The sequence below is a fragment of the Nocardioides marmorisolisilvae genome, from assembly GCF_031656915.1.
Classification (GTDB): Bacteria; Actinomycetota; Actinomycetes; order Propionibacteriales; family Nocardioidaceae; genus Marmoricola; species Marmoricola terrisoli.
Window position 1 is genome coordinate 4,069,060 of the sequence record NZ_CP134227.1, and the last position, 25,131, is coordinate 4,094,190.

General features: G+C 71.1%; 28 protein-coding genes. 20 read left to right on the top strand and 8 right to left on the bottom strand.

Features of this window, described 5'->3' with window-relative positions:
- Positions 1–78: 78 nt before the first annotated feature.
- Positions 79–801: an IclR family transcriptional regulator gene (locus tag Q9R13_RS19405; protein WP_310962815.1), complete on the bottom strand. Its 723-nt coding sequence runs from the start codon at positions 799–801 to the stop codon at positions 79–81.
- A gap of 130 nt (positions 802–931) precedes the next feature.
- On the opposite strand from Q9R13_RS19405, the gene leuC reads away from it, so the two are divergent.
- The 3 genes from leuC to Q9R13_RS19420 all read left to right on the top strand — a co-directional run bounded on the left by leuC (position 932) and on the right by Q9R13_RS19420 (position 3,980).
- Positions 932–2,332, top strand: coding sequence for a 3-isopropylmalate dehydratase large subunit (gene leuC, locus Q9R13_RS19410; RefSeq protein ID WP_310962816.1), 1,401 nt, complete (start codon positions 932–934; stop codon positions 2,330–2,332).
- 17 nt (positions 2,333–2,349) lie between these two features.
- On the top strand, positions 2,350–2,949 hold the full coding sequence (gene leuD, locus Q9R13_RS19415) for a 3-isopropylmalate dehydratase small subunit (protein ID WP_310962818.1): 600 nt from the start codon (positions 2,350–2,352) through the stop codon (positions 2,947–2,949).
- Between the two features lie 428 nt (positions 2,950–3,377).
- A complete protein-coding gene (locus Q9R13_RS19420; RefSeq protein ID WP_310962819.1) occupies positions 3,378–3,980 on the top strand; it encodes an HU family DNA-binding protein in 603 nt (200 codons plus the stop codon).
- Between the two features lie 80 nt (positions 3,981–4,060).
- Here the strand turns inward: Q9R13_RS19420 and cofC are convergent, their stop codons facing one another.
- Positions 4,061–4,675: a 2-phospho-L-lactate guanylyltransferase gene (cofC, locus tag Q9R13_RS19425; protein WP_310962820.1), complete on the bottom strand. Its 615-nt coding sequence runs from the start codon at positions 4,673–4,675 to the stop codon at positions 4,061–4,063.
- 138 nt (positions 4,676–4,813) lie between these two features.
- Here cofC and Q9R13_RS19430 point away from each other — a divergent pair, with 138 nt between their 5' ends.
- Together Q9R13_RS19430 and Q9R13_RS19435 are read left to right on the top strand one after the other, a co-directional pair.
- On the top strand, positions 4,814–5,584 hold the full coding sequence (locus Q9R13_RS19430) for a lysophospholipid acyltransferase family protein (protein WP_310962821.1): 771 nt from the start codon (positions 4,814–4,816) through the stop codon (positions 5,582–5,584).
- Positions 5,581–6,588, top strand: coding sequence for an NAD(P)H-dependent glycerol-3-phosphate dehydrogenase (locus tag Q9R13_RS19435; RefSeq protein WP_310962822.1), 1,008 nt, complete (start codon positions 5,581–5,583; stop codon positions 6,586–6,588). Before Q9R13_RS19430 ends, Q9R13_RS19435 begins: the two co-directional genes overlap by 4 nt.
- Before the next feature lie 3 nt (positions 6,589–6,591).
- Here Q9R13_RS19435 and Q9R13_RS19440 read toward each other — a convergent pair whose 3' ends face one another.
- Positions 6,592–7,635, bottom strand: coding sequence for a trans-sulfuration enzyme family protein (locus Q9R13_RS19440; RefSeq protein ID WP_310962823.1), 1,044 nt, complete (start codon positions 7,633–7,635; stop codon positions 6,592–6,594).
- A gap of 41 nt (positions 7,636–7,676) precedes the next feature.
- Here Q9R13_RS19440 and Q9R13_RS19445 point away from each other — a divergent pair, with 41 nt between their 5' ends.
- On the top strand, positions 7,677–8,780 hold the full coding sequence (locus tag Q9R13_RS19445; protein ID WP_310962824.1) for a D-alanine--D-alanine ligase family protein: 1,104 nt from the start codon (positions 7,677–7,679) through the stop codon (positions 8,778–8,780).
- 7 nt (positions 8,781–8,787) lie between these two features.
- Here Q9R13_RS19445 and Q9R13_RS19450 read toward each other — a convergent pair whose 3' ends face one another.
- Together Q9R13_RS19450 and Q9R13_RS19455 are read right to left on the bottom strand one after the other, a co-directional pair.
- A complete protein-coding gene (locus Q9R13_RS19450) occupies positions 8,788–9,255 on the bottom strand; it encodes a DUF3515 domain-containing protein (protein ID WP_310962825.1) in 468 nt (155 codons plus the stop codon).
- Between the two features lie 35 nt (positions 9,256–9,290).
- Entirely contained in the window at positions 9,291–9,527 is a 237-nt protein-coding gene (locus Q9R13_RS19455; protein WP_310962826.1) for an Lrp/AsnC ligand binding domain-containing protein, read from the bottom strand.
- A 140-nt stretch (positions 9,528–9,667) separates the two neighbouring features.
- Between Q9R13_RS19455 and Q9R13_RS19460 the strand changes: the two genes are divergently transcribed.
- Positions 9,668–10,630 carry a thiamine-phosphate kinase gene (locus Q9R13_RS19460; RefSeq protein WP_310962827.1) on the top strand — a complete coding sequence of 321 codons (963 nt, stop codon included), beginning with the start codon at positions 9,668–9,670 and terminating at the stop codon, positions 10,628–10,630.
- Positions 10,631–10,717: 87 nt separating this feature from the next.
- Here the strand turns inward: Q9R13_RS19460 and rpmB are convergent, their stop codons facing one another.
- Positions 10,718–10,903 (bottom strand): 50S ribosomal protein L28, encoded by a 186-nt coding sequence (rpmB, locus tag Q9R13_RS19465; RefSeq protein WP_297748408.1) that lies wholly within the window; start codon positions 10,901–10,903, stop codon positions 10,718–10,720.
- Between the two features lie 127 nt (positions 10,904–11,030).
- Between rpmB and Q9R13_RS19470 the strand changes: the two genes are divergently transcribed.
- From Q9R13_RS19470 to Q9R13_RS19520, 11 genes are all read left to right on the top strand, one after another.
- Positions 11,031–12,683 (top strand): DAK2 domain-containing protein, encoded by a 1,653-nt coding sequence (locus Q9R13_RS19470; protein WP_310962828.1) that lies wholly within the window; start codon positions 11,031–11,033, stop codon positions 12,681–12,683.
- 2 nt (positions 12,684–12,685) lie between these two features.
- Positions 12,686–14,863, top strand: coding sequence for an ATP-dependent DNA helicase RecG (locus Q9R13_RS19475; protein ID WP_310962829.1), 2,178 nt, complete (start codon positions 12,686–12,688; stop codon positions 14,861–14,863).
- A 14-nt stretch (positions 14,864–14,877) separates the two neighbouring features.
- Positions 14,878–15,471 carry a 16S rRNA (guanine(966)-N(2))-methyltransferase RsmD gene (gene rsmD / locus Q9R13_RS19480; protein ID WP_310962831.1) on the top strand — a complete coding sequence of 198 codons (594 nt, stop codon included), beginning with the start codon at positions 14,878–14,880 and terminating at the stop codon, positions 15,469–15,471.
- A 40-nt stretch (positions 15,472–15,511) separates the two neighbouring features.
- Positions 15,512–16,015 carry a pantetheine-phosphate adenylyltransferase gene (gene coaD / locus Q9R13_RS19485; RefSeq protein ID WP_310962832.1) on the top strand — a complete coding sequence of 168 codons (504 nt, stop codon included), beginning with the start codon at positions 15,512–15,514 and terminating at the stop codon, positions 16,013–16,015.
- Positions 16,012–16,530, top strand: coding sequence for a hypothetical protein (locus Q9R13_RS19490; protein ID WP_310962833.1), 519 nt, complete (start codon positions 16,012–16,014; stop codon positions 16,528–16,530). The genes coaD and Q9R13_RS19490 overlap by 4 nt, the downstream gene beginning before the upstream one ends.
- A 70-nt stretch (positions 16,531–16,600) precedes the next feature.
- The gene (locus Q9R13_RS19495) at positions 16,601–17,203 is read left to right on the top strand and encodes a YceD family protein (RefSeq protein ID WP_310962834.1); all 603 of its coding nucleotides are present in this window, start codon (positions 16,601–16,603) and stop codon (positions 17,201–17,203) included.
- Between the two features lie 2 nt (positions 17,204–17,205).
- Positions 17,206–17,391 carry a 50S ribosomal protein L32 gene (gene rpmF / locus Q9R13_RS19500; protein ID WP_310962835.1) on the top strand — a complete coding sequence of 62 codons (186 nt, stop codon included), beginning with the start codon at positions 17,206–17,208 and terminating at the stop codon, positions 17,389–17,391.
- Positions 17,392–17,407: 16 nt separating this feature from the next.
- Positions 17,408–18,139 (top strand): ribonuclease III, encoded by a 732-nt coding sequence (rnc, locus tag Q9R13_RS19505; RefSeq protein WP_310962836.1) that lies wholly within the window; start codon positions 17,408–17,410, stop codon positions 18,137–18,139.
- A gap of 26 nt (positions 18,140–18,165) precedes the next feature.
- Positions 18,166–19,053, top strand: coding sequence for a bifunctional DNA-formamidopyrimidine glycosylase/DNA-(apurinic or apyrimidinic site) lyase (mutM, locus tag Q9R13_RS19510; RefSeq protein ID WP_310962837.1), 888 nt, complete (start codon positions 18,166–18,168; stop codon positions 19,051–19,053).
- Positions 19,054–19,168: 115 nt separating this feature from the next.
- Positions 19,169–19,360, top strand: coding sequence for a hypothetical protein (locus Q9R13_RS19515; protein ID WP_310962838.1), 192 nt, complete (start codon positions 19,169–19,171; stop codon positions 19,358–19,360).
- Positions 19,361–19,460: 100 nt separating this feature from the next.
- Complete coding sequence (locus tag Q9R13_RS19520; RefSeq protein ID WP_310962839.1) at positions 19,461–20,705, top strand: MFS transporter; 1,245 nt, start codon at positions 19,461–19,463, stop codon at positions 20,703–20,705.
- Between the two features lie 19 nt (positions 20,706–20,724).
- On the opposite strand, the gene Q9R13_RS19525 is transcribed toward Q9R13_RS19520, so the two are convergent.
- Entirely contained in the window at positions 20,725–22,173 is a 1,449-nt protein-coding gene (locus Q9R13_RS19525) for an MFS transporter (protein WP_310962841.1), read from the bottom strand.
- A 122-nt stretch (positions 22,174–22,295) separates the two neighbouring features.
- Here Q9R13_RS19525 and Q9R13_RS19530 point away from each other — a divergent pair, with 122 nt between their 5' ends.
- Complete coding sequence (locus tag Q9R13_RS19530; protein WP_310962843.1) at positions 22,296–23,090, top strand: TetR/AcrR family transcriptional regulator; 795 nt, start codon at positions 22,296–22,298, stop codon at positions 23,088–23,090.
- Here Q9R13_RS19530 and Q9R13_RS19535 read toward each other — a convergent pair.
- The gene (locus tag Q9R13_RS19535) at positions 23,070–23,969 is read right to left on the bottom strand and encodes a LysR family transcriptional regulator (protein ID WP_310962844.1); all 900 of its coding nucleotides are present in this window, start codon (positions 23,967–23,969) and stop codon (positions 23,070–23,072) included. The genes Q9R13_RS19530 and Q9R13_RS19535 overlap by 21 nt on opposite strands.
- Before the next feature lie 70 nt (positions 23,970–24,039).
- Between Q9R13_RS19535 and Q9R13_RS19540 the strand changes: the two genes are divergently transcribed.
- Positions 24,040–25,062 carry a YeiH family protein gene (locus tag Q9R13_RS19540; protein WP_310962845.1) on the top strand — a complete coding sequence of 341 codons (1,023 nt, stop codon included), beginning with the start codon at positions 24,040–24,042 and terminating at the stop codon, positions 25,060–25,062.
- Positions 25,063–25,131: the final 69 nt, after the last annotated feature.

Below are 25,131 nucleotides of genomic sequence, written 5' to 3' on the forward strand. Positions count from 1 at the left end.
ACTTCACCCCAGAAGGTCCTCCTTCACACACCGACTCTCCTGGGTGAAGGTGACGCTTGGGTTCCTCACCTGGGAAAGTCACTCGGCGGCGGCGCGGCGCAGCGACTCGGAGAGGCGCTCGGCGGCGGCGAGAACGGCGGGAGCGTGCATCCTTCCGGGCTGACGGGTCAGTCGCTCGAGCGGTCCCGAGACCGACACGGCAGCGAGGATCTTTCCGCTGGGGGAGCGGACCGGCGCCGAGACCGAGGCCACGCCCTGCTCGCGCTCACCGACGGACTGGGCCCAGCCGCGGCGGCGGATCCCGGCCAGCGCGGTCGCCGAGAACGCGGCGTTCTGCAGGCCGCGATGCATCCGCTCGGGGTCCTCCCAGGCGAGCAGCACCTGTGCGGCCGACCCGGCGCGCATGGTCAGCTGGGAGCCGACCGGGATGGTGTCACGTAGGCCGGAGGGACGCTCCGCGGCCGCGACACAGACGCGGAACTCGCCTTGACGACGCCACAGCTGGGCGGACTCGCCGGTGATGTCGCGCAACCGGGCCAGCACCGGACCGGCCGCAGCGAGCAGCCGATCCTCGCCGGCGGCGGCGGAGAGCTCGGCCAGCCGCGGTCCGAGCACGAACCGACCCTGCATGTCTCGGGCGACCAGGCGGTGGTGTTCGAGGGCGACCGCGAGACGGTGCGCGGTCGGCCGAGCCAGGCCGGTGCCGGCGACCAGGCCGGCCAGGGTGGCCGGGCCGGACTCGAGGGCGGCAAGCACGAGGGCGGCCTTGTCGAGTACGCCGACCCCGCTAGAGTTGTCCATATGGCAATATTGCCGTCTCAGATCATGGGATGCAAGTGCTAGCCTCGCCGACGTGACCAAGGCCGCAGGCCGGCAGGTCGACCACAGGGGTCACGCAGACCCGATGAGACTCGAAGTGCCTGGAGGGGCGATGGGTAAGACGCTGGCGGAGAAGGTGTGGGACGAGCACGTCGTCCGATCGGCCGACGGGGAGCCGGACCTGCTCTACGTCGACCTCCACCTCATCCACGAGGTGACCTCGCCGCAGGCCTTCGACGGGCTGCGGCTCGCGGGCCGCACGGTACGGCGACCCGACCTGACCCTGGCCACCGAGGACCACAACGTCCCCACCATCGACTGGGACAAGCCGATCGCCGACCCGATCAGCCGCACCCAGGTCGAGACGCTGCGTCGCAACGCCGCCGAGTTCGGCGTCCGGCTGCACCCGCTCGGTGATATCGAGCAGGGCATCGTGCACGTCGTCGGTCCGCAGCTCGGCCTGACCCAGCCCGGCATGACGATCGTGTGCGGCGACAGCCATACCTCCACCCACGGTGCCTTCGGCGCGATCGCGTTCGGGATCGGCACCTCGGAGGTCGAGCACGTGCTCGCCACGCAGACATTGATGCAGGCGAAGCCGCGGACGATGGCGGTCACCGTCAACGGCTCGCTGCCCAAGGGCGTCACCGCCAAGGACCTGGTGCTCACCCTGATCGCGCACACCGGCACCGGCGGCGGCCAGGGCTACATCGTCGAGTACCGCGGATCGGCCATCGAGGAGCTCTCGATGGAGGCGCGGATGACGATCTGCAACATGAGCATCGAGTGGGGGGCGAAAGCCGGGCTGATCGCTCCCGACCAGACCACCTTCGACTACATCGAGGGCCGCACCCGCGCGCCCGAGGGCGCCGACTGGGACGCGGCGGTGCAGCACTGGAAGAGCCTGCGTACCGACGACGACGCCGAGTTCGACAAGGAGATCGTGCTCGACGCCAGCACCATGACTCCCTTCGTCACCTGGGGGACCAACCCCGGGCAAGGCGTCCCGCTCGGTGCGAGCGTCCCCGGCCCGCAGGACTTCGACGACGAGCAGGACCGGGTCGCAGCCGAGAAGGCTCTGGTCTACATGGGCCTCGCGCCCGGGACACCCATGCGGGACATCAAGATCGACACCGTGTTCGTGGGCTCGTGCACCAACGGCCGGATCGAGGACCTGCGCGCCGCGGCCGAGGTGATCAAGGGCCGCTCGGTCGCCGACGGGACCCGGCTGCTCGTGGTGCCCGGCTCGGTGCGGGTGCGGCTCCAGGCCGAGGACGAGGGTCTCGACGTCGTCTTCAAGGAGGCGGGCGCGGAGTGGCGTGGCGCCGGGTGCTCGATGTGCCTGGGCATGAACCCCGACCAGCTCGCCCCGCAGGAGCGCAGTGCCTCGACCTCCAACCGCAACTTCGAGGGGCGGCAGGGCAAGGGTGGTCGCACCCACCTGGTCTCGCCATTGGTGGCCGCCGCGACCGCCGTACGCGGAACGCTGTCCTCGCCCGCAGACCTCGACTGACCCCTCAGGAGCTCGCCATGGAGAAGTTCACCACCCACACCGGCGTCGCGATGCCGCTGAAGCGCAGCAACGTCGACACCGACCAGATCATCCCGGCCGTCTACCTCAAGCGGGTCACCCGAACGGGCTTCGAGGACGGGCTGTTCGCCGCGTGGCGCAACGACCCCGAGTTCGTGCTGAACAGACCGGCGTACGCCGAGGCCTCGGTGCTCGTCGCGGGACCGGACTTCGGCACCGGCTCGTCGCGCGAGCACGCGGTCTGGGCGCTGCAGAACTATGGATTCAAGGCCGTCATCTCGTCGCGGTTCGGCGACATCTTCCGCGGCAACTCCGGCAAGGCCGGGCTGCTGGCCGCCCAGGTGGACGAGAAGGTCGTGCAGCGTCTGTGGGACCATCTCGAGGAGCATCCCGGTGCTGTCGTCACCGTCGATCTCGAGTCGCGCACCATCAAGGCGGGCGAGGGCCCCGAGGCGATCAACGAGTCCTTCGGCATCGACGACTACACCCGGTGGCGTCTCCTCGAGGGTCTCGACGACATCGGCATCACGCTGGGCCACGCCGAGGACATCACGTCCTACGAGTCGACACGCCCAGCCTGGAAGCCCGTCACCGTCTGAGATCGGGCTGCCCTTTCGTCTGCTCTGGTTCTGGTCGGGTACGGCGTTCTCTCGGCCTCATCGTGCCGGCTGCGCGGACCTGTGCATCGCACCCTGCGCGTGCGGCGACTCTCGAGACGGTCGCCCTGCGGTGGGCTTCCTGTGCGCGGTGCGGTCACGGATCCGGAAAAGATGCCCTGGCCGAGGTCGGACTGGCTGGTCGATGGTTTCGTGACCTCGAGCGGCGTGTTTCCCCTTGTTTTGTTGGGGAAAGTCCGTAGCCCTATTGCATCCGTCAGCCGAGGAGCGCGGTCGCCGCGTCGGGACGGCGATAATTCCCCTCTGCGACACGCTAAGCCAAGCATTGTGGCGCCTCTCACTTTTCCTTAGCGTGCAAGGGAAAAGTCGGGCATGGCGCTCGATGCGAGACGTTCACGAAAGGGAAGCTTGTGAACAAGAGTCAGTTGATCGACGCTCTTGCGGCCCGATACGAGGGCAACCGCAAGGCGGCGGCGCACGCGCTGGAGTCGGTGCTCGACACCATCACCCGCGAGGTCGCCAAGGGCGAGAAGGTGGCCATCACCGGTTTCGGCTCCTTCGAGAAGCGGGTCCGTGAGGCACGCATGGTCCGCAACCCGCGCACCGGGGAGCGGATCCGGGCCAAGAAGAAGGCGGTGCCGAAGTTCAGCCCCGGCGCTGACCTCAAGGCAGTCGTGTCGGGGGCCAAGAAGCTCCCCAAGCTGAGCCTGGAGAAGGCCAAGGCGCAGCCGGCGGCAGCCAAGAAGACTGCGGCTGCGGCCAAGAAGACGGCCACCAGCGCAGCGGCTTCGGCGAAGAAGGCGGCGACGAAGAAGGCGCCGGCCAAGAAGGCGCCGGCCAAGAAGGCACCGGCCAAGAAGGCACCCGCTAAGAAGGCACCGGCCAAGAAGGCACCGGCCAAGAAGGCGCCCGCCAAGAAGGCACCGGCTAAGAAGGCACCCGCCAAGAAGGCACCCGCCAAGAAGGCACCCGCCAAGAAGGCACCCGCCAAGAAGGCAGCCAAGAAGGCCTGACCTCGCGTTCTCGATCGGTGGCGACGACCAGTGGGTCGTCGCCACCGATCCGTCTGGGGAGCCTTCGGGTGCGGCGGACGTCAGCGTCCGCGACGCAGCGCCGCCGCGGTGTGCGCCCCCACTCCGAGGCGCACTGCCCGCGCGAGGTCGTCGGCGGTGTCGACATCGAGCCGCAGGCCCGGCAGGTCGAGGGCCACGGGGGTCGCCCCGCCGGCCAGGTGCCGGGCCGCGGAACCCTCGCCGAACTGCGGATCGAGGGCTACCTCCGAACTCGCGACCAGCAGCGTCGTACCCGTGCCCTGGCTGTCCGCGACGTACCGCCGGGCGGCGCCACCGCTCTCGAGCGCCGCGGTGAGCTCGGAGGCGCGCAGGCACGGCAGGTCCGCGAGCAGGACCGCGACCCCCAGCGCCGCATCGTGCGTGCGTACGTGCGCCTCCGCAGCCCGCAGCGCCGCGTTGAGGTCACCCGCTCCGCGATCGGGCAGCAGCACGGTCCCCGGCGGATGGAAGCCGGGCTGGTCGGTGACCACCCAGGTACTGGCGACGAGCGGGCATGCGACCGCAGCCGCGACGGCGTCGAGCGCGAAGGCCGCCGGCAGTTCGTCTGCGCGGGTGGGCGAGCGGCGCAACCGGGTCTTGGCGCGGTCCCACGCCTTCACGGGCACCAGCAGCGCGTAGGTCGGGGACTCGGACATGACGTCGTCGATCCTGCCAGCAGCCGGTGCACAGGCTGACGTGGGCTCGGCGGTCCGGGGCGGGAGCCATCGGGGGCAGTAGTCTCTGCTGGACGGTACGACGGGCTGGACGCGCACGTTCAGGGGCAGGAGGGCGACGTGGGGAAGGGCCGCAGGCTCCGCCAGAGGCGTGGTTGGGCCTATGCGACGGCGATCACCCTGATCCGTCCGCCACTGCTGGCGTTGACCTCGCGGGACTGGCGGGACGGCGACAAGATCCCGGCAACGGGCGGCTGTGTGATCGCGGTGAACCACGTCTCGCACCTCGATCCGATCACCTTGGCGCACTTCCTGCTCCACCAGGGGAGACTGGCGCGGTATCTCGCCAAGGAGGCGTTGTTCCACACGCCCTTCATCGGCGCTGTTGTCCGCAATGCCAAGCAGATCCCGGTGAGGCGGATGAGCGCTACCGCGGTGACGGCGTTCGACGCGGCCGTCCAGGCGGTGCACGACGGCGAGTGTGTCGTGGTCTATGTCGAGGGCACGATCACCCGGGACCCCGACGGCTGGCCGATGCGCGGCAAGACCGGTGCGGCGCGGATCGGCCTGGCCACCGGCTGTCCGGTGATCCCGGTCGGTCAGTGGGGTGCGCAGGACATCCTTCCCGCCTACACCGCGCGCCCGCACCTCTTCCCGCGTCGGACGACGGCGTACAAGGTCGGCGACCCGGTGGATCTGGAGGATCTGCGGGGCAAGCCGCCGACCAACGAGGTGTTGCACGAAGCCACCGACCGGATCATGGCGGCGATCACCGCCCAGGTCGCCGAGCTCCGCGGAGAGGAGCCGCCCGCCGAGCGCTTCGATCCTAAGAAGCACGGCGTCCCCGAGGTCGGTAACTTCCGCAAGGATGAGCGCAGGAGGACGTCGTGAGCGGAAGCAGGGTCGCCGTGTTCGGGGCCGGGTCGTGGGGTACGGCGTTCAGCATCGTGCTCGCCGACGCCGGGAACGACGTGACGATCTGGGGTCGGCGGCCCGAGCTCTGCGAGGCGATCAACGCCAAGCACGAGAACGTCGAGTACTTCCCCGGGATCGAGCTGCCCGCCCACATCTCGGCCACCCACGACCCGGCCGAGGCCGTCCGGGGCGCCGAGTTCGTCGTCCTCTCCGTGCCGTCGCAGACCCTGCGCGCCAATCTCACCGAATGGGCGCCGCTGATGCCCGATGACGCGGTCTTCGTCTCCCTGATGAAGGGTGTGGAGCTCGGCACCGTCCGTCGGATGTCGGAGGTGATCGGCGAGGTCACCGGTGCCGGCCCGGAGCGCATCGGGGTGGTCAGCGGACCCAACCTGGCCAAGGAGATCGCGCTGCGCGAGCCGGCCGCGAGCGTGGTGGCCTGTGCCGACGACGAGGTCGCCCGACGCCTGCAGACGCTATGCCACAGCCGGGCCTTCCGGCCCTACCGCAGCACGGACGTGCTCGGCTGCGAGGTCGGTGGCGCCTACAAGAACGTCGTCGGGCTGTGCGTCGGCATGGCCGTCGGACTGGGATTCGGCGACAACACGACCGCCTCGGTGATCACCCGGGGGTTGGCGGAGACGGCCCGGCTGGCAATGAAGCTGGGTGCCGATCCGATGACGCTGATGGGCCTGGCCGGCCTGGGTGATCTGGTGGCGACCTGCTCGTCCCCCTTGTCCCGCAACCGCACCTTCGGCGAGAAGCTCGGGCGGGGGATGAGCACCGACGAGATCATCGCCTCCACGCGTCAGGTCGCCGAGGGCGTGAAGTCCTGCTCGTCGATCCTCGACCTCGCCACCCGCAGCGGTGTGGACGCCCCGATTGCGGAGCACGTCGACGCCGTCGTCCGTGGCGAGATCGGCGCCCGCGACATGATGGACGCCTTCATCGCCCGAGACACCAAGGCCGAGCGCGACTAGGGCTCAGGCCTCCAGCGCCCGGGCGAGGTCCGCCCAGAGGTCCTCGACGTCCTCGATGCCCACCGACAGCCGCAGCAGGCCCTCGGGGATCGTCTCGGGCTCCGACTTCCATCGGCGCCGTCTCTCCAGGGTGGACTCCACGCCGCCGAGCGAGGTCGCGTAGACCCACAGCTCCACCCCGTGCTGGAAGTGGTCGGCGGTGTCGGCGTCGGCGAGCTCGAGCCCGACGATGGCGCCGAAGCCGGGGTAGCGCACCGCCCTCACCGCTGGGTGGGCCCGGAGCCGGTCGGCGAGCTCGGCTGCGTTGGCCTGGGCGCGCTCGACGCGCAGCGCCAGCGTGCGCATCCCGCGCAGCGTCAGCCATGCCTCGAAGGGGCCGGGCACGGCTCCGAGGAGGTCTCGGCGGCCCTTGAGGACGTCGTACAGCGCGTCGTCACCGGTGACCAGCGCACCCATCTGCACGTCGGAGTGACCGGCGAGGTACTTGGTCGCGGAGTGCACCACGATGTCGGCCCCCATGGCCAGCGGCTGTTGCAGCAGCGGAGTGGCGAAGGTGTTGTCCACGACAACGTGAGCGCCTGCCTCGTGCGCGCCCGTCGCGATCGCGCTGATGTCGGCGACCTCGAGAGCCGGGTTGGTCGGCGACTCCAGCCAGACCAGTGCGGCATCCTCGCAGGCGGCGACGAAGGCGGCAGTGTCGGTGACGTCGACAAGCCGGGCTCGGACACGGCCACGGGACTCGAGATCCGCGAGCTGGCCGATCGTGCCGTTGTAGCTGTGCCGGGGCGCGACCACGACGCCCTCGGCGCCGACCAGGTCGAGCACCGTGGCCACTGCGGCCAGGCCGCTGGCGAAGGTCAGGCACCGACCTCCCTCGAGCGCGCCGATGGCGTCTTCGAGCGCGGTCCACGTCGGGTTGCCGTACCGGCCGTACTCCACCTGCCCACCGGCGACGTACGTCGCGGCCATCGTGATCGGCGCGTTGAGCGGCTGGTCGGGCTGGTGCGGCGGTCGGCCGGCATGGACGGCAGTAGTGGCGGGTCGCATGCGCCCAGCGTAGGAGGACCGCCGGTAGGGTCTCCCGGGAGATGAGCAGCCAGGCACCCAGACCCCGCGTCGCCGTGATCTTCGGTGGGCGCTCCAGCGAGCACGCCATCTCCTGCATCTCGGCAGGCAGCGTGATCGGTGCTCTCGACCCCGAGAAGTACGACGTCGTCCCGATCGGCATCGCCACCGACGGACGGTGGGTGCTGGAGAGCGCCGACGCCGGCCACCTCGCCCTCGGGCCGGGCGGCGAGATGCCGCAGGTGACCGGTGATGCCGTGGTCCGGCTCGACCCAGCGGCCGGGCTCGTGGTGAGCCAGCCGGGCCAGGTGCCGGCGATGCTGGGGGAGGTCGACGTGGTCTTCCCGGTGATGCACGGACCCTGGGGGCAGGACGGCACCCTGCAGGGCCTCCTCGAGCTGGCCGGCGTCCGGTACGTCGGCGCCGGCGTGCTGTCCTCGGCCGTCGGGACCGACAAGCACTTCATGAAACAGCTGTTCGTAGCCAACGGCCTGCCGGTGGTGCCGTGGGTGGTGATCCGTCCCGGCGAGTGGGAGCGCGACGCCCCGACGGTCCGTGAGGCCGTCGCGAGCCTGGGCTACCCGGTGTTCGTCAAGCCGGCCCGGGCCGGCTCCAGCTTCGGGATCACCCGCGTCGAGGACGAGAGCGCGTTGGACCTCGCGGTCGAGGAGGCCCAGCGCTTCGACCCGAAGGTGCTCATCGAGGCCGCCGCCACCGGCGCTCGGGAGGTCGAGATCGGCGTGCTGCAGGCACTCGACGGCGGGGAGCCGGAGACCAGCGAGATCGCCGAGATCACGGTGGCCGAGGCCCATGCCTTCTACGACTTCGAGGCCAAGTACCTCGAGCAGAGCTATCGGATCCCCGCAGAGCTCCCTGCTGACGTCGCCGCCACCGTGCGCGAGCTCGCGGCGCGGGCGTTCATGGCACTCGACGTCGAGGGCCTGGCCCGCATCGACTTCTTCGTGATGCCCGACGGGGGGGTCGTGCTCAACGAGGTCGAGACGATGCCGGGCTTCACCGCCACCTCGATGTTCCCGCTGCTCTGGCAGGCCAGCGGCCTGTCGTACCCGGACCTCGTCGACCGGCTGGTGCAGCTCGCCCTCGACCGGGGCACCGGCCTGCGCTGACCCTTCGTCAGTGGCAGTGCCCGGTGACACGGGTGTGCGCCCGCACCGCACCGGTCAGGTCGACCATGGCGTCGCTGGGTCCCTGCGGCCGGTAGTGCGCGGGGATGCGCACCTCGATCCGCGGAGTCCGCTTCACCAGGGTGAGCACGACGCCGGCGCCGAGGTCGTCGATCTGGGCAGCGGGGACGAACCAGTCGACACCGTTCGTGGTCAGGCAGGTTGCCGACGCGGTGAACCCCGACGGGTGGCCCACGCCGCAGCGCAGCACGATCGCCGGGTCCCCCCAGGCCGCGGCGAAGGCGCTGCCCGTCGTACGCCGTCGGGGCTGGTCGGCGACGTGGCCCGGCAGCGCCTTGATCAGCGCCGGGCAGCGGTCGTGGCCTGCGCTGGTCACGGCGAACCGGGAGACCGAGACGTCGCCGCCGCACCCTGCGAGGAGCAGGCCGAGCACCACCAGCAGCGAGACGCCCGCCACCCGACCGGGTGACGGGCGTCGTGTCCTGCGTGGGCTCAGATGTGGACGACCGGGCACGTGAGCGTCCTGGTGATCCCCTCGAGGGTCTGCACCTTGGCGACGACCAGCTTGCCCAGTTCGTCGACGTTGCGCGCTTCGGCACGCACGATGACGTCGTAGGGACCGGTGACGTCCTCGGCCACGATCACGCCCTTGATGCCGGTGATCTGGCCCGCCACCTCGGCGGCCTTGCCGACATCTGTCTGGATCAGGATGTACGCCTGCACGACCATGTCGTCTCCTCTTTCCGCCGGATCCTCGAACCTGCCAGCAACGGTGCCGGCCACTCGCAACCTACCCGAACCCCGGCACGTGGCGGAACCGCGCCCGGTCTGCCGCTGTCCGCGCTCGGGCGATCTGGTGGGATGGCGCCATGGCCGCACCCGCAGACCTCCCCGCCGGAGCCACCCTCGCCGACGTCGGCGAGTTCGGACTGATCCGCGCCCTGACCAGCCGGTTCGAGCAGGGACCGCTGGTGTACGTCGGTCCCGGCGACGATGCCGCACTGCTCCGTGCACCCAAGGGACACGTCGTGGTCTCCACCGACCTGCTCGTCGAGGGCCGGCACTTCCGACGGGAGTGGTCGGGGGCGCACGACATCGGTCGTCGGGCCGCTGCCCAGAACCTCTCCGACATCAATGCGATGGGAGGCACGCCGACCGCGCTCACCGTGGGGCTGGCCGCGCCACCATCACTGGCCGCCGAATGGCTCCTCGACCTCGCGGAGGGGATCGCCGAGGAGGCCGCACTGGTGGGCGCCAGCGTGATCGGCGGTGACCTCACCGCGGCCGACGAGGTGGTCGTGGCGATCACCGTGCTCGGCTCCTGCGAGGTGGCGCCGGTGCTCCGGTCGGGCGCCCGACCTGGCGACGTGCTGGCGCTGGCCGGCCGGCAGGGCTGGAGCGCGGCCGGCCTGGCCGTGCTCAAGCGCGGGTTCCGCAGCCCCCGGGTGCTGGTGGAGGCGCATCAGCGGCCGCAGCCGCCGTACGCCGCGGGGCCGGCGGCGGCGCGGGCAGGTGCCACGTCGATGATCGACGTGTCCGACGGACTGGTCGCCGACGTCGGGCACCTGGCCGAGGACTCCGGCGTCGCGATCGACGTACACCGTGGCGCCTTCGACCTCGCGGAGCCGATGATCGCGGTGGGCGCGGCGCTCGGTGTCGACTCGATGCAGTTCGTGCTCGGCGGCGGCGAGGACCACGCCATCGCGGCCACCTTCCCCGCCGGGACCGACCTGCCCGAGGACTTCGTCCTGATCGGCGAGGTCCATGAGGGGGCCGGCGTCACGGTGGACGGCGCGACGTACGACGGGCCTGCCGGGCACACGCACTTCTGAGGGCCGCCCCGGAAAGCGTCGAGGCGACGCAGCCGTGCAGGAGGTCTCCTGCAGGTCTGCGCCGCCTCGACGGTCGTCAGGATGGGGTCAGCGGGTGACCTTGCCGGCCTTCAGGCAGCCGGTGCAGACATTGAGGCGCTTGGGGGAGCCGTTCACGGTGGCGCGGACGCGCTGGATGTTCGGGTTGAACCGGCGCTTGGTGATCTTGCGGGACCACGGCCGGTTGTTGCCGAATCCGGGCTTCTTGGCGCAGATGTCGCAGACGGCGGCCACTTGTGACTCCTTGGTTGGAACTGTTCGGAAGCTGGGGGCCCGGAGCACGGTCCGGGCAACCGCACAAGGATAACCGAGGGGTCGGCCTGCACGCGAATCGACGGCGCCACGCACTACGGTTGCCGGCATGGAGCAGCATGCCACCTTCGATCGGGCTGCCGTGCTGCGCTTCGCGGATCTGGTCACCGCCGGGCTGTCGGAGGCCCGCGAGGAGATCGACGCGCTCAACGTCTATCCCGTCCCCGACGGGGACACCGGCACCAACCTCTACCTCACCGTCGAGGCGGCCCGGGACGCCGTTCGGGAGTGCGTGCCGGCCGAGCACAAGGGCGACCTGCTCGCGGCGACGCTGTCGGCCTACGCCCGCGGCGCCCTGCTCGGCGCTCGGGGCAACTCCGGGGTGATCCTGAGCCAGTTGGTCGGCGCGCTCTTCCGGCGGATGTCGGCGGCCGGTCCCGACGACCGATCCGCGGCGGTCTTCGCCGACGGTATGCGCGCCGCCGCCGATGCGGCCTACGCCGCGGTCGGCAAGCCCGTCGAGGGCACCATGCTGACCGTGGCGCGAGCTGCTGCGGACGCGGCCGGTCGGGCATCAACCGACCCCGCGGCGCGGCTGGCCGACGTGGTCGTCGCTGCGGCGGCAGCAGCCCACGAGGCGCTTGCGCGCACGCCCGACCAGATGCCCCTGCTCAAGCAGGCGGGGGTGGTCGACGCCGGCGGCCGCGGACTGTGTGTGGTGCTGGACGCGGCGGAGACCGCGCTCACCGGGCGCCGGGCGATGACGCCCTCGCTGGCGATCGGCACCCACGTGATCCCGACCCCCGGTCCGCCGGTGCCCACCGGCGACCTGACCGAGGACGGCCCGGCGTATGAGGTGATGTACCTCCTCGACGCTCCCGACGAAGCGATCCCCGCCCTGCGGGAACGACTCGGCGGGCTGGGCGACTCGCTCGTGGTGGTCGGCGGCGAGGGGCTGTGGAACGTCCATGTGCACACCGACGACGTGGGCGCGGCGGTGGAGGCCGGGATCGGGTCCGGCACCCCCCGCCGGATCCGAGTGACCCACTTCGCCGAACAGGTCAGCCGCGCCCGCGAGCGCCGTGCCGCCGAGCGACGCACGGGTCGCGGGGTGGTCGCCGTGGTGGCCGGGGACGGCCTGGCCGAGGTGTTCGCCGAGGCCGGGGCCGCGGTCCTGCGCGGTGGTCCCGGACGGCGTCCGAGCACCGGCGAGATCCTCGCCGCCATCGAGCACAGCGGCGCCGCGGAGGTGATCGTGCTGCCCAACGACCCCGACTCGGTGGGAGTCGCCGAGGCGGCAGCCCACGCCGCCGAGGAGTCCGGGCAGGTGCACGTCGTGGTGATCCCGACCCGGGCGCAGGTCCAGGGCCTGGCTGCGCTCGCCGTACACGAGCCCGGCCGGCCGCTGGACGCCGACGTGGTCCAGATGACGTCGGCGGCGCGCGGCACCCGGCACGGCGCGATCACGATCGCGGCGCGTCAGGCGATGACGATGGCCGGTGCGTGCGAGCCCGGTGACGTACTGGGTGTGCTCCAGGGCGACTTCGCGGTGATCGGTGACGACCGCTTCGCCGTCGCCGTCGACGTCCTCGGCCGACTCCTGGTCGGCGGCGGCGAGCTGGTCACGGTGGTCGGGGGAGAGGACTGCGGCGACCTGGTCGAGCGCTGCGAGGAGTGGGTGCATCGGGAGCACCCGGGCGTGGACGTGCTCACCTATGCGGGCGGCCAGGAGCGCTATCCCCTGTTGCTGGCGGTGGAGTGAGCATGCAGGTCGAATGGGACTCGCCGCTGACCGCGGTGGCCGGCAAGGACCACGCCCGGCACGCCGAGAAGATCCTCAAGGCGACCTCGATGCGCACGGTCGGCGACCTGCTCGGGCACTTCCCACGACAGTACGTCGACAAGGGTCGGCTCAGTGACCTCGGCGAACTCAACGAGGGCGACGTGCTGAGCCTGGTGGGCGAGATCGTCAGCTCGAAGCTGAACACCTACCAGGACCGGCGTACCCACCGCACGGCGTACCGCCTCGAGGTCCGGGTGCGCGCCGAAGACGGTGCGTTGTCGCTGACCTATTTCGACAAGCGGGCCGGCGTGGCCCACTGGCGGGCCGAGGAGCTCGCCGTCGGTCGGGTCGGGATGTTCTCCGGCCGGCTCAAGTGGTGGCGCAACGACTGGCAGCTGACCAACCCCGACTCGCGGATGTGGGACGAGAAGGCTGGGCACACCGCAACCGCGATGCCCGACCTCATCCCGATCTACCCGCAGGTCGGGCCGATCTCGACGTGGAACCTCGAGGAGACCATCGCGTTCGCCCTCGACGTGGTCGACCGGGTCCCCGAGGTGCTTCCCGAGGGGGTACGACGCGACGGCGACCTGATCAGCGCAGCCCAGGCCTACCGCTGGATCCACCGGCCCGACAACCACGGACAGCTGGCCGCCGCACGCAAGCGGCTGAAGTACGACGAGGCCTTCGTCGCCCAGGTGATCCTGGCCCGTCACCGCGTCGAGCTGGAGAAGGTCCGAGCCACCCCGCGGACCGGCCGACCGGGCGGGCTGCTCGACCGATTCGACGAGCGGCTGCCGTTCGCGCTGACCGCCGGCCAGCGCCGGGTGGGGGAGGAGATCCTCATCGAGCTGGGGCAGGGCCATCCGATGCACCGACTCCTCCAGGGCGAGGTCGGCTCGGGCAAGACTGTGGTGGCCCTGCGCGCGATGCTCCACGTGGTCGACTCGGGTGGCCAGGCCGTGCTGCTGGCCCCGACCGAGGTCCTCGCCCAGCAGCACCACCGCTCGATCGCCGCGATGCTCGGCGACCTCGGTGCCGGCGGCACCCTGGGCGCGGCCGACGGGGCGACCGGGGTCGCGCTGCTCACCGGGTCGTTGGGCGCCGCGGCGCGACGCCAGGCGATGCTCGACGCCGCCAGCGGCGAGGCCGGCATCGTGATCGGCACGCACGCGCTGCTCGAGGAACGGGTGCAGTTCTTCGACCTCGGGCTGGTGGTGGTCGACGAACAGCACCGTTTCGGTGTCGAGCAGCGCGCCGCACTCTCGGAGAAGGCCGGGGCCCCGCCGCACGTGCTGGTGATGACCGCGACCCCGATCCCGCGCACGGTGGCCATGACGGTGTTCGGCGACCTGGACACCTCCACGCTCGCCGAGCTGCCTGCCGGTCGGGGCGAGGTGCAGACCTCCGTCGTATCCACGCTCGCGCAGCCGCAGTGGCTCGACCGTGCGTGGGAGCGGCTCCGCGAGGAGGTCGATGCCGGCCGCCAGGCCTACGTCGTCTGTGCGCGGATCGGAGACGAGCCGCCGCCCGAGGAGGGGCCGGTGCTGCATGCGGTCGAGGAGATGGCGCCGATGCTGGCCCAGGGCCCGCTGTCGGGCTTGCGCGTCGAGTCGCTGCACGGCCGGATGTCGCCGGATGACAAGGACAAGGTGATGCGGTCGTTCGCCGCGGGCGAGGTGGACGTCCTGGTCTCGACGACGGTGATCGAGGTGGGGGTGGACGTCCCCAACGCCTCGGTGATGGTGATCCTCGATGCGGACCGGTTCGGGGTCTCCCAGCTCCACCAGCTCCGGGGCCGGATCGGTCGCGGCGGTCACGCCGGGCTCTGTCTACTGGTCACGGACACCGATCCACAGGGGCCGAGCATGGAGCGCCTGGTCGCCGTGGCCGGCACCCGGGACGGGTTCGAGCTGTCCCGCATCGACCTCGAGCAGCGCCGCGAGGGCGATCTCCTCGGCACCCGGCAGAGCGGCGGCGGCGACAAGGGGCTCAAGCTGTTGTCGGTCCTGCGCGACGAGGCGGTGATCGCCGCGGCTCGCGACGCCGCGACCGACGTGGTCAGGGCCGACCCGGCCCTGGCACAGCACCCCGATCTGGTCGACGCGGTGGCCCGGCTCGAGGACTCCGGCCGTGCCGACTACCTGGAGATGGGCTGAGGGGTGTTGCAGGGATGACCCGCATCATCGGAGGGGCCGCCGGCGGCCGAAGGCTCCGCACCCCCTCGGGCGCGGCCACCCGACCCACCTCCGACCGGGTCCGTGAGGCGCTGTTCTCCGCCCTGGAGTCGTCGCTGGGCACGCTGGCCGGTCACTCGTTCCTCGACCTGTACGCCGGCTCGGGCGCGATCGCCCTCGAGGCCGCCTCTCGAGGTGCCGGCCCGGTGCTGGCGATCGAGTCGGACCGCCGTACCGCAGCCCTGGTGCGCGCCAACGCCGCCTCCGTCGGACTCGCCGTCGACGTCCTGGCCCAGCCCGTCGACCGGGTGCTGTCCCGTCCGGCGCAGGCGCCGTACGACGTGGTCTTCGCCGATCCGCCGTACCCTCTGTCGTCGGCGGAGCTGGCCGCGACGCTGTCCTCGCTGGTCGGTCACGGTTGGCTCGCGATGGACGGACATGTCGTGGTGGAGCGTTCTGCGCGTAGCGTTGAGCCGAGATGGCCGGGTGGAACGGTTCGGACGCGATCGAAGGAGTACGGCGAGACGGTGCTCTGGTACCTTCGCGCCGCGCCCGACGGTGCCGCGCAGGAACGTCGCAGCGAGAGCTGAGCAGTGCAGAATGACAGATAAGCCAACAAGGAGCCGGGACGTGCGCAGAGCGGTTTGCCCGGGGTCGTTCGACCCGGTCACCAACGGGCATCTCGACATCGTGGCGCGGGCGTCTCAGCTCTTCGACGAGGTCGTCGTCGCCGTGGGGGTGAACAAGTCCAAGTCCAAGGCGCGGCTGTTCACCGCCGAGGAGCGGATGGGCATGCTCGACGAGGTCTGCTCAGCGTTCGGCAACGTCACCGTCGCGGGCTTCGACGGGCTGTTGACCACCTTCTGCCAGGAGCGAGGGATCCAGGCCATCGTCAAGGGTCTGCGTGCCGTCAGCGACTTCGACTACGAGCTGCAGATGGCGCAGATGAACTCCTCGCTGACCGCGGTGGAGACTGTGTTCATCCCGACCAGCCCCGAGTACTCCTTCCTGGCCTCGTCGCTGGTCAAGGAGGTCGCCACCTTCGGTGGAGACGTGTCGAGCCTCGTCCCGTCCTCGGTGCTGGGCAGGCTGACCGAGCGATTGGAAGAACGACGATCCGAGGAGGACCGATGAGGGAGGACATCGACGCGCGGATGGCCGCGCTGCGTGAGTCCCTGGCGAACGCGCGGTCCATGCCGATGTCCGCGTCCGCCATGGTCAACCGTGCCGAGGTGTTGGCGCAGCTCGACGACCTCGACGCGGCGATCCAGGACACCCTGAGCCGGGCGTCGGCGGTGGTCGGCGACCGCGACGCGGTGGTGGCCGAGGGGCAGAGCGAGGCGGAGGAGATCGTCCGCCAGGCCCAGGCACACCGCGAGAAGCTGGTCTCCGACACCGACGTCTACAAGGTCGCTCAGCAGCGCGCCGAGGAGATCGTCGCGGCCGCGCAGCGCGACGCCGACGGGCTGCGCGCCGAGACCGACGAGTACGTCGAGCAGCGGTTGGCGAACTTCGAGCTGACCCTCGAGCGCACGATCGAGGCCGTGAAGCGCGGCCGCGCCCGGCTGATGGGCGGTCACGTGCACGGGCTCGCTGACGACAGCGACGTCGCGGACATATCCCTTCCGGACCACCTGCGCCGTGACTAGCGTCGCGTGCTCGGCTCCGGCGTTTTGGCGGGGGAGCCGATCGCCGGGTAGGATTCCGCAGGTTCTGTAGGTGCCGCTGACGGATGTGACACTCGTGCGTGATCTCGACCCGAGAGCGCCGCTCGTGCTCGATACACGCGAGCTCGGCCGCCGCCCGGGGTCCCAACGCACGAAGTCGCTGACGGTGGAGGCCCCCGCAGATCTGGGCATCGAAATCCTGGGCGTCCCCGAGGGCGCGCCGGTCCGGCTGGACCTGCGCCTGGAGGCCGTGATGGAGGGGGTGCTCGTCACCGGGACGGCGCAGGCCGAGCTGGAGGGCGAGTGCGCTCGTTGTCTGGAGCCGATCGAGGACACTCTCGATGTGGACCTCCAGGAGCTCTACGTCTACGACGACGCGAACCACGCGGAGCCGGACGACGAGGAGTCCGATGTCAGCCGGCTCGTGGGAGACCTGATCGACCTGGAGCCGGCGCTGCGGGATGCGGTGGTGCTCGCACTGCCGTTCCAGCCGTTGTGCCGGGATGACTGCCCGGGCCTGTGCGTCGAATGTGGCGCCAAGCTCGCAGACGATCCGGGACACCGGCACGAAGACCCGGTCGACCCGAGGTGGGCCGCCCTGCGCCGGGTCGACGTGGCAGAGGCAGATGCAGACCAAGACTCGATGAAGGAGTAACCGTGGCTGTCCCGAAGCGGAAGATGTCGCGCAGCAACACGCGGCACCGTCGTTCGCAGTGGAAGGCCGTCGCGCCCTCCCTGGTGACGTGCAGCAACCCGGCCTGCGGCGGGAAGCATCTGCCGCACCGTGCGTGCCCGGAGTGCGGTCAGTACGGCGCCCGCGCCGACCGTCGCCAGGTCCTCTGACCCGCCCGACGTCCGGGTGAGCGCGACCTACCCAGAGCTGCGCCAGGCGCTCGGTGATCCTGTCCTGGATCCCGAGCTGCTGACGCTCGCCCTCACCCACCGCTCCTACGCCTACGAGCACGGCGGGCTGCCCACCAACGAACGTCTGGAGTTCCTGGGCGACTCCGTGCTCGGTGTCGTGGTCACCGAGACGCTCTACCGCACCCACCCCGACCTGTCGGAGGGACGGTTGGCCAAGCTGCGCGCTGCCGTGGTGAATGCACGTGCGCTCGCGGAGGTCGCGCACACCATCGGGCTCGGGGCATACATCTTCCTCGGCAAGGGGGAGGAGGCCACCGGCGGGCGCGAGAAGGCCTCCATCCTCTCCGACACCGTCGAGGCGGTGATCGGCGCGATCTACCTCTCCGGTGCCCCCGGTGAGGGCCAGGCCAATGCGGCTCCGGTGATCCACCTGCTCTTCGACCCGCTGTTGCAGGCCGCGGCAGCGCTCGGTGCGGGGCTGGACTGGAAGACCAGCCTGCAGGAGTTCGCCGCCCTCAACGATCTCGGCGTCCCCGAATACCTCATCGAGGACGACGGTCCCGACCACGCCAAGACCTTCACCGCCCAGGTCCGGGTCGGCGACCAGCGCTACGGCCACGGCATCGGCCGCTCCAAGAAGGAGGCCGAGCAGCAGGCCGCGGAGTCGGCGTACCGTGCGCTCACCCTTGCGCACGAGGAGCCGAGCACCGCCGATGCCGAGGGCTGAGCCGGACCCGCGTCGCGAGCGGTCGGATGCCTGAGCTGCCCGAGGTCGAGGTGGTACGCCGCGGCCTCGAGGCACACGTCCTGGCGCAGCCGATCGACCGCATCGAGGTGTTGCACCTGCGGCCGGTACGCCGCCACCTCGCCGGCGCGGCCGACTTCGTCGACCGGCTCGTCGGCCACTCGTTCGTGGATGCTCGCCGGCGCGGGAAGTACCTCTGGCTCCCGCTGGACGCCGACGGCGCCGGTCCGGGCGATGCGCTGCTCGCCCACCTCGGGATGAGCGGGCAGATGCTGGTCCAGCCCGTGGGCGCGCCTGACGAGCGGCACCTGCGGGTGCGCTTCGGGCTCGGCTCCACCGAGCTGCGGTTCGTCGACCAACGGATGTTCGGCGGTCTCTCACTCTCGGTCGGCGGGGCCGAGCTGCCGCCGGAGATCGCGCACATCGCGCGCGACCCTCTGGACCCGGGCTTCGACGACGACGCCTTCGTCCGCAGGGTCCGCCGCAGCGAGTCCGGCATCAAACGGCAGTTGTTGAACCAGTCGTTGGTCTCCGGAGTCGGCAACATCTACGCCGACGAGGCGCTCTGGCTGGCCCGCGTGCACGGCGAGCGGCCGGGCAGTCGGCTCGACGGCAGCCGGGTCCGGGCCGTGCTGGACGGCGCCCGGACCGTGATGCTGGCGGCGTTGGGCGAGGGCGGCACGTCCTTCGACGCGCTGTACGTCAACGTCAACGGCGAGAGCGGCTACTTCGACCGTTCGCTGCAGGTCTACGGCCAGGAGGGGCGTCCGTGCTCCCGCTGCGGTACCCAGATCCGCAGGGTGCCGTTCATGAACCGGTCCTCGTACTTCTGCCCGACCTGCCAGCCGCCCCCGCGACGTGCGCGGCTCGGCGGGTCCGCCGGCTCCATCCGGTGACGCCGGGCCGAGGACGCCCGTGACCAGGAGGACCCCCCTTGATCCGGCGTCCCGCTCCGTGAGACTCTTGGAGACGGCCCGGATCGGGTCATCCCACCTTCGGCAGAGGAGATTCATGGCCAAGGCTATTCTCGGCTACTCGGTCGGGAGCGATCCCCGCAACACGATGCGTCTGGCCTCGGAGAACCGCCACCTCCGCGAACGCGTCGCCGATCTTGAGGCAGTTCTGGTGCGGCTGCAGGCCGAGAACGAAGCGCTTTCCGCGCTCGCCTCGGATGCCCCGGCCGACGTCCTCGAGCCTGCCTGAGCGTTCCCGGGCGCTCCGATCGTCCCGCTGCCCGAGCCCGGACACGGCTGACCTCGGGTATTTTCTCGCGTGAATCCGTCTGGATGACTACCGTTCCCCGGTGCCCAGTCCGCTCGAGGTCCTCGCTCCCGCGCGGCTCGGTGGCAGCTTCCGGTGGCTTCTCGCCTCGGCCTGGGTCTCGAACCTCGGCGACGGGATAGCGCTGGCCGCCGGCCCGCTGCTGGTCGCATCCCAGACACATTCGCCGTTCCTCGTGGCCTCGGCCGCGATGGTGCAGCGGGTGCCGTGGCTGTTGTTGGGCCTCTTCGCCGGCGCGATCGCCGACCGGGTCGACCGGCGGCTGCTGGTCGCCCTGGTCGACCTCGCGCGGGCCTGCGTGCTGGCGGTGCTCGCCGCGGCCATCGTGATGGCGTGGGTCGACATCACCGTCGTACTGGTGGCGATGTTTCTGCTCGGCGTGGCCGAGGTGTTCGCGGACACCACCTCCGGGACGCTGCTCCCGATGCTCGTGGCCAAGCCCGACCTCGGCACCGCGAACGCCCGGTTGCAGGGTGCATCGCTGATCACCAACCAGATGGCTGGCCCGCCTCTTGGGGCCGGGCTGTTCGCCCTCGGCACGGCGCTGCCCTTCGTCACCCAGGGCGTGTTCGTCGCGCTCGGCGCCGTGCTCGTCCTCCAGGTCCGGGTACGGCGCCTGCCGACCAGGACGGGCGGTGCCGCGGCCGTGGGCGGTCGGGTCCGCGAGGAGATCCGTGAGGGGATCTCCTGGCTGCTCGGTCATCCCGCGATGCGCACCCTGGCGCTGGTGATCCTCACCTTCAACGTGACCTGGGGGGCCGCCTGGTCGGTGCTCGTCCTATGGGCGCTGGAGCGGTTGGGAATGGGCGAGGTGGGCTTCGGGCTGCTCACGACGGCCACCGCGATCGGCGGGCTCGCCGCGACGGCCACCTTCGGCTGGCTGGACCGCAACGTGTCCTACCAGCTGCTGATGAAGGTGTGCCTGACCACCGAGGTGCTGATGCACCTCGCCCTGGCGCTGACCACGGCGCCGTGGGTCGCGCTATTGCTGATGTTCTGCTTCGGCTTCTACGCGTTCGTGTGGGCCACGGTGAGCCAGACGATCCGCCAGCGCACGGTGCCCGAGGAGTTCCAGGGCCGGGTCGGCAGCGTCTACCTGGTCGGGATCTTCGGAGGGCTGGTGATCGGACAGGCGATCGGAGGCGTGATCGCCGACCACTGGGGCGTGGTCGCGCCCTTCTGGTTCGCCTTCGTCGGCTCGGGGATCACCCTGGCCCTGGTGTGGCGCCAGCTCGCGCACATCGCCCGCGCCACCGCTTCGACCTAGCCTTGCGTCGGGAGGGCGCTCAGGCCGCGGCGGGATCCGGCCGCGGGCGCCTGGGCAGCACGAAGGCGACCGCGAAGCTGATCGCGAAGCAGCCGATCGACAGTAGGATGAGCCAGCGGAGCGAAGTCGCCATGCCGTGTCCCGGAAGCCAGTGGAAGAACGCCGAGCCGAGCACTGCGACGCCGAGTGCCCCGCAGAACTGCTGGACCGCGTTGAGCAGGCCGGATCCGGTGCCGACCTCACGGTCGCTCAGCGAGGCCAGGATGATGTCGAACAGCGGGGCGAACACCATGCCCATGCCCAGCCCCATCACCACGAAGCTCGGCGCGAGCTGCCAGCCGGTCGTCGCCAGGCCCTGGTGACCAACCGTCCACCACATCATCAGCAGACCGGCGGCAGCGGCCAGCACGCCGCCGTGCAGCACCCGGCGTCCGAAGCGCGGGCCCAGGACGGCGCCCGAGGCGGCCGCGCCCACCGAGATTCCGAGTGCCATCGGGATCATCGTCAGACCGGTGTCCATGGGGGAGTAGCCCATGCCGTACTGGACGTAGAGGTTCGCGACGAGGTTGAACCCGGACATCGCGGTGAAGAAGGCGCCGAGGAAGACCAGGCCTCCGACGAACGGCGGGCGGCGGAACAGCGACGGCTCGATCACCGGATGACTGGAGCGGCGCTCCGAGGCGACGAAGGCCGCGAACATCACGGCGGACCCGGCCAGCATCGCGAACATCCACGCCGGCCAGCCCTGTTCCCTGCCCTGCACGAGCGGGTAGATGAGCAACACGGACGCGCCGGTGAGGAGCAGGCTCCCGCGCCAGTCGAGACGGGCACCACGCTCGGGGCGCAGAGTGCGGGGGAGGTAGCGGACCGCGAGCCACGATGCGACCAGGCCGACCGGCACGTTGATCCAGAAGATCGCCCGCCAACCCGAGCCGAGCAGGTCGGCGTCGATGAGGAAGCCGGCCAGGATCGGGCCGAGGACGGCGGCGAGGCCCATCACCGGCCCGAAGGGGATGAAGGCCTTCTGCAGGTCCTCCTCACGGAAGCTGGCCTTCACCATGGCCAGGCCCTGCGGGATCATGGTCGCCCCGAACAGCCCCTGCAGGGCCCGGGCTGCGATGAGCAGTCCGGCCGACGGTGCCAGTCCGCAGAGCAGCGAGGCGACGGTGAAGCCGATCATCCCGACCAGGAACATCCGGCGACGGCCGATCAGGTCGCCGAGCCGCGCCGAGGTCACCAGGCCGACGGCGAAGGTGAGCGTGTACGCCGCCAGGATCCATTGCAGGGTGGACTCCCCGCCGCCGATGTCGCGACGGATCGAGGGGCCGGCCAGGTTGGCGACGGTCGCGTCGAGCAGGTCCATCACGTCGGCGAGGATGACCACCGCCATCACCTGCCAGCGGAAGCGGTACCCCCGCTCGTCGTGGGCGACCGGTGCCGGCTCGGGTGGGCTGGTCATGGTGGTCATGTCGGCATGCTCCTGGTGACGAGGATGTGACGAACAGTGTTCGTTCTCTGCGAACGCCGTTCTATCGCGAACAATGTTCGACTGTCAAGAACATTGTTCGTTCACGCGCTATGCTGGGGCGCATGGCGGAGAAGAAGTCGTTCCGGGTGGGCCAGCACGTCACGCTCACGGTGCCGGAGGCGGTCGCCGACCAGGTCAGTGCCGCGTTCGCCGAGGCACTCGGACGCGGCTCGACGGCGCGCCGCGCCCGCACCCTTGCGGCCGAGCGTCTCTCCGCGGACCGGATCGTCGAGGCGGCCATCGAGCAGATGCGCGAGCGCGGGTACGACGCAGTCACCATGCGGTCGATCGCGAAGGCGCTCGGCACCGGACCGGCCTCCCTGTACGCGCACGTCGCCAACCGGGCCGAGCTCGACCGGCTCGTCGTCGACCGGGTCGCGTCGCAGTGGCAGCTGCCGGACCCCGATCCGCGGCGTTGGCAGGATCAGCTGCGGCGGGCGCTGCATGACCTGCTCGGGCTGTATCGGGCCCACCCGGGGGTCGCGCGGTGCTCGATGGGCACCATCCCGACCACCACCGGCACCCTGATACCGACCGAGCGGATGCTCGCCCTGCTCCGGGCCGGAGGCGTCGCGGACCAGCACGCCGCATGGTTCGTGGACGTGGTCGTCCTCTACGTCGCCGCGGTCGCGATCGAGGAGGACATCTGGCGGGCCCGCGCGGCCGACAGCGTAGAGGAGCACACCGAGGAGTACGTCGTGGGCCAGGTGCGCACGGTCTTCCAGGCGCTGCCTTCTGAGCACTTCCCCCTGCTCCGCTCGATGGCGGTGCCCCTGACGACCGGGTCGGCGGAGGAGCGGTTCGCGTTCGGGGTCGACCTGCTCGTCGGTGGCCTCTCAGCGATGGCCCGGGCCTGAGCGCTGCGCCACGTCGACGAGGTCCGCGGCCAGTCCGCTGAGCCGGCGTGGCCCGGTCCACACGGCCCGGAGCTGACGGGAGAGGTCGACTCCGCTGAGCGGCACCTCGAGCAGGGCGCCGGCGGCGAGCGCCTCGGTCACCGCCAGCCGGCTGAGCACGGCGGGCGCGCCACCGGACTGGACGCCGACCCGGATCGCCGCGTTGCTGCTCAGCTCCTGCGCGGCGAGGACCGGCGTGCCGAGCGCCTCCTCGAGGGCGACCCGGGTCCCGGAGCCGGGCTCGCGCGTGAGCAGTGGGGTGCCGGTGAGCTCCTCGGCGGTCACCCTCCTGCGGCGCCGTGACCACGGGTGCTCGGGTGGCACCACGAGGACCAGTTCGTCGTTGTCGACGACGGTCGAGTGCACTCCGCGTGGTGGCCGCGGCCCCTCCACGAATCCGACCGCGCTCGTCCCGGCGAGCACGTCGGCGACCACCTCCGCGCTGTTGGCGATCCGCACGGTCGCGGTGCAGTCGGGGTGGTGATGGCGCAGCACGGCCAGCCAGGTGGGCAGCAGGTGCTCGCCGACAGTCTGGCTTGCCGAGACGGCGAGCCCGGCGCTTCCTGAGTGGGCGAGGGTGGCGGCACCGTCGGCGAGCCGGGTCGCGGTGTCGAGCACCTGGCGGGCCCACTCGACGATCAGCAGGCCGGCGGGGGTCAAGGTGGAGCCTGCGGTGGACCGGAGGACGAGGCCCACGCCGAGGTGGCGCTCGAGGCGGGACAGCGACCGGCTCGCGTTGGGCTGTGCCATGCCTACGGAGCGTGCGCCGGCGCTCAGGCTCCCATGGTCCGCCACGGCGACCAGCAGGTCGAGCGCGGCGAGATCGGGCCAACTCTTCATATCCAGAGGATATAGGCTCATGCGTAGGTCATGTCTTCCGTGCATGACCTCGGTCCGCGACGCTGGCTGCATGACGATCGCCATCGCACCGTCGACCGCACGGGTTCGAGGCTCGAACGGGCGGCTGCTGCCCGGCGTCGGCCTCTCCCTGCTCGGCGCGGGCGTCGCAATCGGGGTCAACCTCGCGCTGCCGCAGGTGAGCACCCTGCTGGTCGCGATCCTGCTGGGCGCCGGGCTGGCCAACCTGCGTCCACTGCCTGAGGCGATGGCGCCCGGCCTGGGGTGGTCGGGCCGCCGGCTGCTGCGCGCGGGCGTCGTACTCCTCGGTCTCCAGCTGTCGTTGCGCGAGATCGTCGGGCTCGGACCCGGCGTCCTGGTCCTCGTCGTCTGCGTCGTCGCGGGCGGCATCACCGGGACCCTGCTGATCGGACGGCTGCTGGGGATCGGGTGGAGCCAGCGACTGCTGATCGCGTGCGGGTTCTCGATCTGCGGCGCCGCCGCGGTCGCGGCCGCCGACGGTGCGATCGACTCCGACGAGGAGGAGGTGGCCACCGCGGTGGCGCTCGTCGTCGCGTTCGGTACGGCGATGATCGGGATCATTCCGCTGCTGGTCGCCCTCCTGGGGCTCGCCCCGCACGCCGGCGGGGTCTGGGCCGGCGCCTCGATCCACGAGGTCGCCCAGGTCGTCGCGGCGGGCGGCGTGATCGGCGGTGGCGCCCTGGGCGTCGCGGTGGTGATCAAGCTGGCCCGCGTGCTGATGCTCGCGCCGGTCCTTGCCTGGATCGGCTGGCGCCAACGGGTCCGGCTGGCCGACGCGTCGTACGACGGCAAGCTGCCGCCGCTGGTGCCCTTGTTCGTCGTCGGCTTCTGCGCACTCGTCGCCGTGCACACCTGGGTGCCGGTCCCGCCCTGGGCGCTGTCCGGCGGCAAGACCCTCGAGACCGGGCTGCTGGCCGCGGCGATGTTCGCCCTGGGATGTGGCGTCCGGGTGCAGTCTCTGCGCAGGGTCGGTCCGCGGCCCATCGTCCTGGCGGTGCTGGCCACCGTGCTGGTCTCGACCATCGGGCTGGTCGGCGCGCTGCTCGTGGGTTGAGCCGCGCCGCGCGGACCGTGCCCGGACACGCTCTCGCGGTACGTCGCGCCTGCCCGGGATCGAGCACGT